This window comes from Actinophytocola sp., from assembly GCF_049647105.1.
Taxonomy (GTDB): domain Bacteria; phylum Actinomycetota; class Actinomycetes; order Mycobacteriales; family Pseudonocardiaceae; genus Actinophytocola.
In genome coordinates this window covers 26,801-39,309 of the sequence record NZ_JBARWZ010000034.1, presented here as the reverse complement: position 1 = coordinate 39,309, position 12,509 = coordinate 26,801, and the positions used below count along the sequence as shown (strand labels likewise).

Sequence of the window (12,509 nt, the reverse complement as noted above, 5' to 3'; positions counted from 1 at the left end):
CGTGAAAGCCACGCCCGTGCCCGAGATCGAGGGTGCGTTCCTGTTCGAGCCGACACCGCACGCCGACGAACGCGGCTTCTTCAGCCGCACCTTCGACGCCGAGGTCGTCCGGTCCTCGGGCATCGACCCGGACGGTTTCTCGCAGGACAGCCTGTCGCGCTCGGCACGGGGTGTCCTGCGCGGCATGCACCTGCGGTCCGGGCGCGGGGAGGCGAAGCTGGTCCGCTGTTCGTATGGCCGCGTCTTCGACGTGATCGTCGACCTGCGACCGGGCTCCGCCACATTCCGGAACCAGAAACATCTGGAACTTTCTGGCGATACACAGGTGACGCTGTACGTGCCCGCCGGTTGTGCACACGGGTTCCAGGCGCTCACCGACCCCGCCGACGTGTCCTATCGCATCGATAGGCGCCACGACCCGGCGGAGGACGTGGCGATCGCCTTCGACGACCCCGAGTTGGCGATCCCGTGGCCGCTGCCGCCCGCGCTGCTGTCCGAACGGGACCGGCAGGCGCCGACCTTGGCTGTGGCCCTCGAAAGGGTATGACGCAATGGACTTCACCCGTTCCCGCGAGGCGAACAAGCGCCTCCACGACATGGTGCCCGGTGGCGCCCACACCTACGCCAAGGGTGAGGACCAGTACCCGGAGGGCATGGCCCCGGTGATCGCACGCGGGCGCGGCGCGCACGTGTGGGACGTCGACGGCAACGAGTTCATCGAGTACGGCTCGGGTCTGCGTGCCGTGAGCCTCGGCCACGCGCACCCCCGGGTCGTCGAGGCCGTGCGCGCACAGCTGGAGCTGGGCAGCAACTTCGTGCGCCCCAGTGAGCTGGAGGTCGATGCGGCCGCGAAGTTCCTCGCGACCGTGCCGACCGCGGAGATGGTCAAGTTCGCGAAGAACGGCTCGGACGTCACCACCGCCGCCGTCCGCCTCGCGCGTGCCGCCACCGGCCGCGAGGTCGTGGCGCTGTGTGCGGACCAGCCGTTCTTCTCCACCGACGACTGGTTCATCGGCACCACCGCCATGTCCTCGGGCATTCCCGGCCATGACCTGACGGTCACGTTCCCCTACGGCGACCTGGCGGCCGTCGAACGCCTCTTCACCGAGCACGACGTCGCGTGCGTGATCCTCGAGGCCGCCACACAGAACGACCCGCCGCCCGGTTACCTGCGGGGTCTGCGTGACCTGTGCACCTCCCACGGCGTGGTGCTGATCTTCGACGAGATGATCACCGGTTTCCGCTGGTCGGAGGCGGGTGCGCAGGGCGTGTACGGCGTGACCCCGGACCTGTCGACGTTCGGCAAGGCGATCGGCAACGGGTTCGCCGTGTCCGCGCTCGCCGGCCGCCGGGACCTGATGGAGCTGGGCGGGCTGCGTGACACCCGCGAACGCGTGTTCCTGCTGTCCACCACGCACGGCGGGGAGACCCACGCCCTGGCCGCCGCGATGGCCGTCATGGACACCTATGTCGAGGAGGGCATCGCCGAGCGGCTCCACGCGATCGGCGCGCGCCTGGCCGCCGGGGTGCGGCAGGTCGCGGCGGCCGAGGGGGTCGCGGAGCACGTCGTCGTGCGCGGCCGCGACAGCAACCTCGTGTTCGCCACGCTCGACCAGGACGGCAGGCCGTCCCAGGAGTTCCGCACGTTGTTCCTGCGCAGGCTGATCCAGGGCGGCGTGGTCGGCCCGTCGTTCGTGGTCAGCAGCGCCCTCTCCGACGAGGACATCGACCGCACCGTCGAGGTCGTGGCCGGTGCGTGCGCCGTGTACCGCCAGGCGCTCGACACGGGCGACCCGTCGCCGTGGCAGGGCGGCCGCCCCGTTAAGCCGGTGTTCCGCCGTTTTGCCTAGTGTCCCGCGCCAGGGGAGGCGGACTAACATGCGGTGACGCATCCCTGCGGCAAGGCGGTGGCGCGTGATCGGGGACCTGGGCAGCACGGAGCGGGAACTGCTGCGTGCCGGTGCCGCGTACTCCCTCGGCCTGCGGTGTCTCATGTCCGCGGTCGCCGGGCTGGTGTCCGTGCTGCTCGAGACGACCGCCGCGCCCCTGCTCACCGTGTTCGTGGTGGTCGGGCTCGTCGCATGGACGGTCTTCTACGCCTATCGCTTCCCGCGCCGCGGCCGGCTGCTGGTGCCGCTGGACGTCGCGTTGATGTGCGCGCTGTGCCTGACCCAGCTGTGGACGGTGCCGACCGGTTCAGCGCATGGCATCACGTGGGTCATCGCGGTCATCGGCATCACGGTCATCGCCTACGCGTGGCAGCTGCCGCTGATCGCGCACGCGGCCGCGACGCTGACGGTCATGGCCGCGTTCCTCGTCGGCGCGGCGATCGCCGACTCACCCGGCTGGCTCGACGTGCTGCCGCTCCAGCTGTGGACGGTGATCGAGGCCGGGCTGTCGCGGGCGCTGTACGTGCTCGTCCGCAAGGGTGCCCGCGACGCCGACCTGGCGGTGGCCCGCAGCGAACAGTCGCGCCGGGACGCGGCGGTCGCCGAGGCCCGCCGCGCCGACGAGCGCGAGTACCTGGCCGCCCTGCACGACACCGCGTCGGCGACGCTGCTCATGGTCGGCTCCGGCGTCGCGGACCGGCCGGACCCCCACCTCGCCGCGCAGGCCGCCCATGACCTCGCGGCCATCAGCGGCGACCACGCGTCCCCGGCAGGCGAGGTGGACCTGGTCGCGCACCTGCGGGACGTCGGCCGTCACATGCCGCTGACCGTCCGGTGGGAGGCACCGGACCACCTGACCGTCCCGGCCGCCGACGCGGTCGCGCTGGCAGGTGGTGTCCGTGAGGCACTCACGAACGTGGTCCGGCACGCGGGCGTCGGCGAGGCCACCGTGTCGGTGCGGCGGGACGACGGCGAGGTGGTCGTGGAGGTCGCCGACCGGGGCGCCGGGTTCGACCCGACCCAGGTCAACGGGCACCGCTACGGCGTGACCAGGTCGATCCTCGAACGCCTGACCCGCGCGGGCGGCACCGCCGAGGTGATCAGCAGCCCCGGCGACGGCACCCGCGTGCGCCTGACCCGCCCGTTCTCGGTGTCCACGGACGCCGGGGGCGACGTCGAGACCATCAAGACCGGCGTCGGCACCGGGCTGCGGTGGTCGGTCGTCGTGATGAACCTGATCATCCTGTTCGGCCTCGACCTGCCCAGGCTCGTCGCGAACCAGCAGCACTACCGGTCGCTCGGCATGCAGGTCCTGACCCTGGTGGTGCTCACCGCGGTGACGCTCGTGGTGGCATGGCACCTGTGGCGGAAGCGTCCGCTCGGGATGGTGCGCTGGCCGCTCGTGGCGATCGTGTTCGCCGTGTCCGCGCTGTGCAACGACGCCGTCCCGCCGGAGCTGCGACTCGGCATGGCCCACTGGTCGGAGGGCGACGCGGCGTGGACCCTGCTGCTGCTCGTCCTGGACTTCCGCGTCGCGGTCATCGCCGTGGCACTCGCCGCCCACTACGCGATGACCTTCACCCAGACCGCCCTCGGCGGCGACGCGGCCATCACCGTGGCCGAGGCGGTCAACGCGACGGTCGTCGTGTTCAGCTACCAGCTGGCGGTCGGCGTGGTCACCGTGGTGCTGCGGCCGGTCGCGGTGACCGCGGCGGCGGTCACCTACCGGCAGGAGCGGCTGCGGACCGAGCGGGCGGTGGCCGAGCAGGTCCACCGCGACCGCACCGAGCGCTACGCCGCCCTGGCCGACTCGACCGCCCCGCTGCTCGCCGCCCTCGCGTCCGGCGAGGCCGACCCTGGCGACCCCGTGTTCCGGCGGGCGTGTGCGGTGGAGGCGGCGCGGGTGCGGCGGCTGCTGGCGGAGGACACGAGCGTGCCCGACCAGCTGTCGCACGAGCTGCGGGCGTGCGTGGAGCTGGCGGAACGCAACGGGATCACGGTCCACTTCGCCGAACGCGGCGAACGCCCGCAGGTGCCGAAGTCGGTGCGCCGCGCGCTGACCGACCCGGCGGTCGCGGCGCTGGCGACGGCGGCCAGCACCGCTCGGGTGACGGTCATCGGCGCCGCCGACGAGGTCACGGTGTCGGTGGTCGCGGACTCGCCGCCGGAGCTGGTGCCGACGGCGATGGACCCGGCGATCGTGGTGTCCACTTCGGACAATGGGGGCAAGCTGTGGGTCAAGACGACATGGCGGCGGACATGAGTGCGGGTATGACGGTGGTGGTGGTCGACGATCACCCGGTGGTCGTGGCCGGGGTGCGGGCGTGGTGCGCGCTGGCGGAGCCGCCGATCCAGGTGGTCGCGGCGGGCCCGACGGTGGCGACGGCGTGGGTCGGCCCTGGCGCCGAGGCGGACGTGGTCGTGCTGGACCTGCAGCTCGACATGACCGGCCCGGCCTACGGCGAGCTGAAACGCCTCGTCGACGCGGGCCGCACCGTCGTGGTGAGCACCATGCGGGACGACCAGGAGACCGCGCTGACCTGTCTCGACATCGGGGCCTTCACCTACCTCACGAAGGCCGAGGGCGAGTCCCACCTCGTCGCCGCCATCCACGCGGCGGCCCGGCACGAGCCGTACACCCCGCCCGCGCTGGCCGGCGCGCTCGGCACCGACACCAACCCGAACCGCCCGAAGCTGTCCGAGCAGGAGGTCAACGTCCTGCGTGAGTGGTTCCACTGTGAGTCCAAGAAGTCGGTGGCGGACGCACTGAACATCACGGTCAACACCGTGAACACCTACCTGACCAGGGTGCGGGCCAAGTACGCGAGCGCGGGCCGCGCCGCCCCGACCAAGGCCGCGCTGGTCGCACGCGCCCTCCAGGACGGCTTGGTCACGATCGACGAGCTATGAGGTACGAACGTGTCTCATTCACCGCAGTGATTGGCCAGTAACGTGGAGTACAGCAGGAACATCATGCGCGGCACCGAACGACAGCACCCAGCTCCACAGGCGACGGCAACCCATCGGTAGTCGTGGGTAGCGCTCGGTGACGGCGGCACGGCTGGTGCGCCGCCGCGCGCGGGGAGAGAGTGTTTCTCGCTCAGGCGGTCGCTCGCCTCGGGACGGGGCAGCCCGAGGCAGCGGCCGTTCTCATTTCTCATTCCGGCCAGGGCAGCCGGTCGAGCACCCACGCTACGGCGGGCACGACCGCGACCGCGGTGCAGAACCCGCCGAGCGTGTCGGTCAGGTAGTGCGCGTTCAGCAGCACCTGCGCCAACGCCATCAACGCCGCGACCGGCACGGTCACCACCGCGATCAGCGCCATGCCCGCGCCCGCGGTCCGCTCCCGCACCACCACCAGCATCACGACGAGCGCGAACGCCGTGGCGGTTGCCGTGTGGCCACTGGGAAACGACAGGAACCCGTCGTTGATCGTCCTGCCCACCAATGGTTTCATCGCGGTGGTGACGGCGACGGCGACAGCGGGCCCGGCGACCGCCAGTAACGCGGCCCGCCGGTTTCCCGCCCGTAGGAAGACAGTCACGAGGGTGGCGAGCACGAGCGCGGCGCCGACCGGTTCCCCGGTCCAGTCGACGATCAGCGCGAGCTGCCGCCATGGCGACTCGAGGTGCCGAAGGTAATCCCCGGCCCAGACGTCGATGGCGGCACCCGTCGACTGCCCAGCGAACACGAAACCCATGACAACAAGAGCAATCGCCGCGAGCGCGGACGTCACGCCAATGGGCGGGCCGACCCGCGCAGGCAGCGCACGTACCTCCAATTCGACCCGCACACACAGGATGTCGTCGAAGCGGTCACGATTGTTTCTCCAGCGGTAACAACAGCGGGGTAAATCCCGAATCCACAGTGGACCGCGCGGGAAGGAAACGACATGCGACTGCGCACCACAGAGATCTCCGCACGCACCATCGGCGGGGAGACCATCGTGCTGGACCTGCCGAACTCGCAGTATTTCGCCATCACCGGCGTCGGCAGCCGCGTTTTCGAACTGCTCGGCGAGGAACGGTCCGTCGACGACCTCGTCACGGCGATCGTCGCCGAGTTCGACGTCGACGAGCTCACCGCACGCCGCGACATCGGGGTCTTCGTCGACCGGCTGCGTGAGGCGCAGCTGCTGGCATGAAGCGCCGCGCACGGCTGGCACTGGAGGTGGTCAGGGCCTTCTACTGGCTCGCCCGCATCGAGCGCGGCCTGCGCCGCGAGGACCTGCCAGCCGTGTGCCGGGTGCTTGGCATCGCCTGCGACCTGCACAGCGCCGCCCCGCCGGCCACCGAGCGCGCGGTGCTGCCCCGCCACACCCGCACCCCGGTGTACGCCTGCCAGTACGCGGTGGCGCACTGGCCGCCAGGCAACACGTGCCTGCGCCGCTGCCTGGTCCTGGGCAGGAGGCTGCGCCGCCTGGGCCCGGTCCTGCGGATCGGTGTCCGCCGAGACGAGTCGGGCGAGTTCGTGGCCCACTCCTGGCTGGAGGTCGACGGCCGCACCCTCGACCCGGAGTCGGCCCGCTACGCCACCCTGGGGGCGGCATGACCTTCACCTACCACGCCTACGGCCTGCGGATCACCAGCGATGTCCCACTGCCCCTGCCGCCGGGAACGGGCACCCCGGACCTGGTCCTGCGCCGAGGCCCCGACCGGGAGATCCCGCACGAACGACCGCCCGGCGAACGCCTGGCGGAGGTCGCCCGCCCGGACCACACGATCTTCTACACCCTCGCCCGCGGCTCGAGCACGGTCCTGCGCTACCCGGGCCTGTGCGACTTCACCGGCGACCCGAAACTCGAACGCGTCACCGTTCACCTGCACCCGGGTGCCGACGAGGGCCTGCTCCCGGTCCTGATCTCGGGTGCGGTGCTGGCCGTGCACCTGATGCTGCACCACGCCCTGGTCCTCCACGCCAGCGCGGTCCGGACGGGTGGCTCGGCGATAGCGTTCGTTGGCTCGTCGGGCATGGGCAAGTCGACGCTGGCGGCCGCCCTGTGCGGCCTGGGCTGCGGCCTGGTGTCGGACGACCTGCTGCGCGTCGACGACGGCATGGTCCACCCGGGCGGCACGGAGAACCGCCTGCGGGAGAACGCCCGCGAACTGGCCACCGGCGAGACCTATGAAACCGCCGACGGCCGCCTGGCACTGCGCCCACGGGAACTGGTCGACGCCCCACTGCCGTTGTCGGCATGCGTGGTGCCAAGGCCGAGCCGCGACGTGACCGAGGTGACCCTGCGCCGCCTGGGTGCGGCGGAGGCGCTGCTGCGGCTGAGCCGCTACCCGAGGGTGCTGGGCTGGCAGGACGCCGCGTCGATGGCCGCGACGTTCCAGGGGCTGGGAGACCTGGTGGAGCGGGTGCCGGTGTTCGAGGCGACGATCCCGTGGGGCCCGCCGTTCGACGACGGCGTCCTGGAAGGCCTACTGACCGCTCTTCAACCTCTTGATCAGCGCGCCTAACGCGGGCGTCGCCAGCGCAGGCCCATCAGGCTGCTTGCTGTCCCGAAGCGCGGCCAGATCGTGCCGAACCTCAACACACTGGGTACCAGTGTCGCTCTTGCTCGACTTACGCCACATGCTCACAACTCCTTCATCAGACCACTGATCATCCTACGGCTGTCCTCCCGGGACAGGGCGACCCTGTTCAGCCGGTCGAGGGTGTCCGCGTAGGGCGCCACGTCGTCGTCGTGCAGGAAGAAGGCACCCGACGCCAGCTCGACGTGGACCACGGGTTTCGTGTTCGGGAAACGCATCAACATCCACGGATGCAGGAGCAGTACCTTCGTCTGGTGTGCGGGGATGATGCGCACTCGCATGCCCCTGTCCTGGGCGGTCAGCAGGTGCGTCAGTTGATCGCGCAACGCCCTCGTTCCGCCGAACGGCGTCCGGAGCGCAGACTCGGTGATGTAGGCCGAGTATTCGACGCCCCCCAGAATCTGTTGCCGTCGCAGTCGAGCCATCCAGCTGATCTCCGCATCCTGCGGCGAAGCGCCGCCTGCTCGCATCACCGCGATTGCTGTCTCATAGGTATGCAGCAGACCTGGCACGACCGCGATGGCCACGTTCGCGAGTTCCGTCGCGTCTGCCTCGTAGCTCGCCAACGCGCCCACATAACTCGGCACTCCCGGCAGCGGCCGATCCCACCACCCCGACGACGATCCCGCCTGGATCTCCGCCAGCACCTCTTCCCGTTCTCTGACAGGAAGCCGCCATGCGGTGAGGAGCGTTGCCACCTCGTCAGTGGCGACCTGGCGCAACCCCCGCTCGGTGCGACTGAGCCGACTCGGTGCCCACCCGGCCAACTCGGCAGCACGTTCGAGTGAAATCTCCGCCCGCCCGGTGCGAATGGCCCGCAGTTTTGCTCCGATGATGCGGTCGCGCGCTCGCGGATCGCTCCTGCTCATCCTGTCACCCCTGGCAATCGATCCTGGCCGGTCCAGAAGGAGCGTAGCGTCTGATTGCATGACAAGCCTGCGCGTCTGTTCGTACGTCACCATCCGCGATCACTGCCCCATGCGTTTCCACGTGGTGGACAGCGACATCGTCGAGTTCTCCCTCGGCGCCGCACGCGAGACGTTCGAGTTCGTCTTCGACGCCACCGCGCTGCGCGACTTCCTGCGCCTCGGCACGACCGCCCTCGGGGAGATGGACGAGCGTGGGCAGACATCGGCGCAGTGAGTCCGGGGTCCTGGAAGCGACCGCACAGTACGAACTACTCGTGCTCGCCCTCCGGCAGCACCGCCCCGGCGACCGGTCGGGCCTCTGTGTCGTGTGCGGCGTCGGCTGGCCGTGTGTCGAGGTCTGGCTGCAGATCGAGGGTCAGCGGTAGGCCGCCGACTGCAGGCGGTACAGCTCGGCGTACTGCCCGGCCGCGGCCATCAGCTCGTCGTGGGTGCCGCACTCGACGACCCGGCCCGCGTCCATGACGTAGATCCGGTCGGCCATCCGCGTGCTCGAGAACCGGTGCGAGATCAGCAGGGCCGCGCGTCCGCCGAGGGTGGCGCGCACGTTCGTGAACAGCTCGTGCTCGGCCCTGGGGTCCAGCGCGGCCGCCGGTTCGTCGAGCACGATGAGCGGGGTGTCGCGATGCAGCGCCCTGGCGAGGGCCACCCGCTGCCACTGCCCGCCGGACAGGTCCACACCCTCGTCGAGGTCGCGGCCCAGCATCGTGTCCATGCCCTCCGGCAGTGCCCGCACGGTCGGCGCCAGGCCCGCGGATCTGGCCGCGGCCGACGGGTCCGTGTCGTCACCGCTGATCACGATGTTGTCCCGCACGGTCATCTGGTAACGCACGAAGTCCTGGAAGATGACCGTCACCGAGGCACGCACGTCCGTCGCGGGCATGTCGGCACCGTCCCAGCTGCGGCTGCCGTCGTCGGGTTCGTACAGGCCCGCGACGATCTTGGCGAGTGTCGTCTTGCCGGACCCGTTCTCGCCGACCACCGCGACGACCTCACCGGCGCGGATCTCCAGGTCCACCCCGTCGACCGCGGGCCGCTCCTGCCCCGGGTAGCTGAACCGCGCGCCACGCAACGTCACCCGGTCGGTCAGCGCGTGCTTGCGGCCCTTGGGTGCTGGCGGCGGTCCACTCGCGACGAACCGCTCCAGGTCCGCGAGGAACGGCGCCGACTCGAGCAGCCCGCCGATCGAGCCGAACAACGTGCCCAGCTGCCCGCTCAGCAGCCGCACGGCGATCGCCGCGGCACCAGCCTCGGCGAGGTCGATGCGTCCGGTCCGCACCAGCTGCGCGATCGCCAGCAACGCGCCGGTCAGTGCGACCGCCACCCCCAGCGTGGTGAGTGCCGCGATCAGCTGCCTGCGCCGGACCTGGCTCTGCAGAGCCACGTTCACCTCGGCGTTGAGCGTGTCGTGCTTCACACGCAGCGGCCCCGTCGCGTCGAACGCGCGGACCTCCGCCGCGTACCGGCGCTGGGTCAGCAGCTCCTGCAGGTAGTTGCGGCGCCGGAACAACGTCGTGAGCCGGTGCGCGAACGCGAACTCCGTGCGGCTCGCCCAGCGCGACAGAAGCACCGCGGGCACTCCCGCGGCGAGCAGGAGCGGCAGCAGAAGCGGCTCGACGGTCAGCAACACGACCGACATGGCGGTCACCCCGAGCAGGCTCCCGGTGAGCCCCAGCAATGCCGCCGTGACCGCGAAGGGCCGGGTGAGCGCGTGCTGCCGCACTCGTTCGAGCGCGGTGGCGAAACCCGTCGACTCGTAGGTGACGAGGTCGGCGCGGGCGGTCGTGTCCAGCAACCGGTCCCACACGCGCTGTGACACCCGCTCGCCGAGGATGCGGTGCTGTTGTGTCTGGAGTGGACCGACGGAGCCGGACAACGCCGTCGCGAGCGCGAGCATCAACAACGCCGGTGTGAGGCCGAGCGCGGCCTGTTCCGGCGTGAGCAGCGCGTCGAAGGTGAGCTTGCCCGCCGCCACCATGCCAAGGGCGGCGAGTGCGCCGACCAACTGGTAGACGGTCGCGAGCACGGTGCCACCCCGGTCCGCCCGCCGCACCTCCCGTGCGGCGGCGGCGATCAATCGTGGGGTCCTCACCAACCGGCGCATGTACCTAAGGTCGACTACGGACAGCTTTCGTTACTGCTCAGACGGTCTCGTTGCGTAATGAATCGGATGGAACGACGACTTACCAGTCACACCACAAGGAGGTGAAACATGCTCCAGCCCTACGAATCCCCCGAGATCACCGCACTGGGCTCCCTTTCGGATCTCACCCAGGCGAACCTGTTCGGACAGTCCTCCGACAACCTGACGTGGATAATCCCGATCCTCGGTGACCGCGACGACTACTCCTGATCTGCGGTGGCGGGTCCGCCAGCCCCGGACCCGTCACCTGATCGCAAGGGAGCAGCCTTGGGCTTGTACACATTGGACCCGCTGGAAGTCGCGGGCGGCTGGGTAAACGGCTACGACCCGCTGCCGATGCCGCCGGCCGGTACCCCTCGGCACGTGTTCGACCAGTTGCTGTTGCCCCACTTGCGACGGTCCCCGTGCCTGGTGGCGTTCTCGGGCGGCCGTGACTCGTCGGTACTGCTGGCGGCCGCGGTCGCCCTGGCGCGCCGTGAGGGGCTCCCACTGCCGACCCCGGTCACACTGTCCTATCCGGACGCTGCCGACACCGAGGAAGCGGAGTGGCAGCGGGTGGTGCTCGACCACCTCGGCGTGACGCGCCGGATCGTGCTGACCGTCCACGACGAACACGACCCGCTCGGCCCGGTCGCCACCCCCGTGTTGCTGCGGCACGGCCTGGTGTGGCCCCCCAACTTCGCCCCGACCCTCCGCATGATGACCATGGCCCGCGGCGGCGTGCTGCTCACCGGCGAGGGTGGCGACGAGGCGTTCGGCCTGAAGCGCGTCACCCCGGTGACGAAGATCCTCAAGTCCCGGGGGCGGGTGTCGCCGAGGGTGTACGCGGATGTGCCGCACGCGCTGGCCCCCGCGGTGTTCCGGCGCCACTCGGCGATGCGCGACCGCTACCGCAGGCCATGGCTGCGCGCGGACGTGGAGGTCGAACTGGCCCGCAGGGACGCGGCGGACATGGCCGCGTTCGCACTGCACGCGGGCCGCAACACGTGGCAGTTCGCGACCCGGCGCTGCGCACGCATCGGCTACGAAACCGTTCAGGCGCTGGGCGCCGATCTGAACGTGACGTATGTGCAGGCGTTCGCGGAGCCGTCCCTGGTGGCCGCGGTGGCGGCGAAGGGCGGCTTCCTGGGGTGGACGGGCAGAGCCGCGACCATGCGCTCCCTGTTCGGTGACCTGCTCCCGCGCGAGGTTCTTGAGCGCCGCACGAAGGCACTGTTCGCGAACGCCGTGTTCACCAGGCATACCCGCGAGTTCGCCCGGCGGTGGGACGGCTCCGGTGTGGACACGAACCTGGTCGACCCGGATGCCCTGCGCGACAACTGGTTGTCGCCAACGCCGCACGCCCCGTCGATGTCACTGCTGCAACAGGCGTGGCTGTCCCAGCGGAGGTCGCGTTAGCGCGAACGGGTGCCCCGCGGCGTGAGGCACCCGTTCGCGCGCGGTCACACCCAGCAGTTGGTCCGGTAGTCGTAGCGCAACAGCACCGGGACGGCCTGGGTCACGGTTCCGTCGGACGCCCACACCTCACCGATGTGGTCGCCTTCCGGCGCGGCCGCGATCGACACCCCGATGAACCCGTTGATGTAGGACCCGTCGTGCGAACCCGGCGGGAACGTGGAGCTGCCGTTGTTGGTCGAACCGGGCGGGAAGTTCCTGATCCCGGTCGTGATGGTGCTCGTCCACGTCCCGACCACGGGAGCGAGCACGTAGGTGTTGGGGAATGGGCTGTCGGGCCGGAGGCAGATCCGCTGGTCGATGTCCTGCAGGGTCCATGTCGACGCCGATGCGGGTGCGACACCGGCCAGCATCAGTGTGATCGCCGCCACCAGGGCGGAGGCGACCCTGACGCCACCTCGGACCGGCTTCGTTCGGTACCTCATGTGCACGCTCCAGAGTTGTCCGGACACTGTCCGAAGCTGGATTACGCGCGGTCCACGGATATGGTTCAAGCCCGGTTGGGTCGTGTTTCCCTTGTCCCGCAACCGAAAGTTTCGTACTGCAGGTCACCGCGCTA

At 70.4% G+C, this 12,509-nt stretch carries 16 protein-coding genes; 11 read left to right on the top strand and 5 right to left on the bottom strand.

Features of this window, described 5'->3' with window-relative positions; genetic code table 11:
- Position 1: 1 nt before the first annotated feature.
- The 4 genes from WBA97_RS04955 (at position 2) to WBA97_RS04940 (ending at position 4,799) form a co-directional block, all read left to right on the top strand.
- Complete coding sequence (locus WBA97_RS04955) at positions 2 to 547, top strand: dTDP-4-dehydrorhamnose 3,5-epimerase family protein (protein ID WP_424229484.1); 546 nt, start codon at positions 2 to 4, stop codon at positions 545 to 547.
- Positions 548 to 551: 4 nt separating this feature from the next.
- Positions 552 to 1,850 (top strand): glutamate-1-semialdehyde 2,1-aminomutase, encoded by a 1,299-nt coding sequence (locus WBA97_RS04950; protein WP_424229483.1) that lies wholly within the window; start codon positions 552 to 554, stop codon positions 1,848 to 1,850.
- Positions 1,851 to 1,914: 64 nt separating this feature from the next.
- Entirely contained in the window at positions 1,915 to 4,152 is a 2,238-nt protein-coding gene (locus tag WBA97_RS04945) for a sensor histidine kinase (RefSeq protein WP_424229482.1), read from the top strand.
- A complete protein-coding gene (locus tag WBA97_RS04940) occupies positions 4,149 to 4,799 on the top strand; it encodes a DNA-binding response regulator (RefSeq protein ID WP_424229481.1) in 651 nt (216 codons plus the stop codon). The genes WBA97_RS04945 and WBA97_RS04940 overlap by 4 nt, the downstream gene beginning before the upstream one ends.
- A 247-nt stretch (positions 4,800 to 5,046) precedes the next feature.
- On the opposite strand, the gene WBA97_RS04935 is transcribed toward WBA97_RS04940, so the two are convergent.
- Positions 5,047 to 5,589: a phosphatase PAP2 family protein gene (locus WBA97_RS04935; protein ID WP_424229480.1), complete on the bottom strand. Its 543-nt coding sequence runs from the start codon at positions 5,587 to 5,589 to the stop codon at positions 5,047 to 5,049.
- 192 nt (positions 5,590 to 5,781) lie between these two features.
- Here WBA97_RS04935 and WBA97_RS04930 point away from each other — a divergent pair, with 192 nt between their 5' ends.
- From WBA97_RS04930 to WBA97_RS04920, 3 genes are read left to right on the top strand one after another with little or no spacing between them, the layout of a single operon-like run.
- On the top strand, positions 5,782 to 6,033 hold the full coding sequence (locus WBA97_RS04930; protein WP_424229479.1) for a PqqD family protein: 252 nt from the start codon (positions 5,782 to 5,784) through the stop codon (positions 6,031 to 6,033).
- On the top strand, positions 6,030 to 6,440 hold the full coding sequence (locus WBA97_RS04925) for a lasso peptide biosynthesis B2 protein (RefSeq protein WP_424229478.1): 411 nt from the start codon (positions 6,030 to 6,032) through the stop codon (positions 6,438 to 6,440). The genes WBA97_RS04930 and WBA97_RS04925 overlap by 4 nt, the downstream gene beginning before the upstream one ends.
- Positions 6,437 to 7,351, top strand: a complete 915-nt coding sequence (locus tag WBA97_RS04920) for a hypothetical protein (RefSeq protein WP_424229477.1) — start codon at positions 6,437 to 6,439, stop codon at positions 7,349 to 7,351. The genes WBA97_RS04925 and WBA97_RS04920 overlap by 4 nt, the downstream gene beginning before the upstream one ends.
- On the opposite strand, the gene WBA97_RS04915 is transcribed toward WBA97_RS04920, so the two are convergent.
- Together WBA97_RS04915 and WBA97_RS04910 are read right to left on the bottom strand one after the other, a co-directional pair.
- On the bottom strand, positions 7,313 to 7,468 hold the full coding sequence (locus WBA97_RS04915; RefSeq protein ID WP_424229476.1) for a DUF397 domain-containing protein: 156 nt from the start codon (positions 7,466 to 7,468) through the stop codon (positions 7,313 to 7,315). The two genes, WBA97_RS04920 and WBA97_RS04915, sit on opposite strands and share 39 nt — an antisense overlap.
- Before the next feature lie 2 nt (positions 7,469 to 7,470).
- A complete protein-coding gene (locus tag WBA97_RS04910) occupies positions 7,471 to 8,295 on the bottom strand; it encodes a helix-turn-helix domain-containing protein (protein ID WP_424229475.1) in 825 nt (274 codons plus the stop codon).
- Between the two features lie 58 nt (positions 8,296 to 8,353).
- On the opposite strand from WBA97_RS04910, the gene WBA97_RS04905 reads away from it, so the two are divergent.
- Together WBA97_RS04905 and WBA97_RS04900 are read left to right on the top strand one after the other, a co-directional pair.
- Entirely contained in the window at positions 8,354 to 8,569 is a 216-nt protein-coding gene (locus WBA97_RS04905; protein WP_424229474.1) for a hypothetical protein, read from the top strand.
- Positions 8,547 to 8,720 carry a hypothetical protein gene (locus WBA97_RS04900; protein ID WP_424229473.1) on the top strand — a complete coding sequence of 58 codons (174 nt, stop codon included), beginning with the start codon at positions 8,547 to 8,549 and terminating at the stop codon, positions 8,718 to 8,720. Before WBA97_RS04905 ends, WBA97_RS04900 begins: the two co-directional genes overlap by 23 nt.
- Here the strand turns inward: WBA97_RS04900 and WBA97_RS04895 are convergent.
- Positions 8,711 to 10,456, bottom strand: coding sequence for an ABC transporter ATP-binding protein (locus WBA97_RS04895; protein ID WP_424229472.1), 1,746 nt, complete (start codon positions 10,454 to 10,456; stop codon positions 8,711 to 8,713). The genes WBA97_RS04900 and WBA97_RS04895 overlap by 10 nt on opposite strands.
- 108 nt (positions 10,457 to 10,564) lie before the next feature.
- Here WBA97_RS04895 and WBA97_RS04890 point away from each other — a divergent pair, with 108 nt between their 5' ends.
- Together WBA97_RS04890 and WBA97_RS04885 are read left to right on the top strand one after the other, a co-directional pair.
- Positions 10,565 to 10,705 (top strand): lasso RiPP family leader peptide-containing protein, encoded by a 141-nt coding sequence (locus WBA97_RS04890; protein WP_424229471.1) that lies wholly within the window; start codon positions 10,565 to 10,567, stop codon positions 10,703 to 10,705.
- Positions 10,706 to 10,762: 57 nt separating this feature from the next.
- Positions 10,763 to 11,893 carry an asparagine synthase-related protein gene (locus tag WBA97_RS04885; protein WP_424229470.1) on the top strand — a complete coding sequence of 377 codons (1,131 nt, stop codon included), beginning with the start codon at positions 10,763 to 10,765 and terminating at the stop codon, positions 11,891 to 11,893.
- A 44-nt stretch (positions 11,894 to 11,937) separates the two neighbouring features.
- Here the strand turns inward: WBA97_RS04885 and WBA97_RS04880 are convergent, their stop codons facing one another.
- On the bottom strand, positions 11,938 to 12,375 hold the full coding sequence (locus WBA97_RS04880; RefSeq protein WP_424229469.1) for a DUF5980 family protein: 438 nt from the start codon (positions 12,373 to 12,375) through the stop codon (positions 11,938 to 11,940).
- Positions 12,376 to 12,509: the final 134 nt, after the last annotated feature.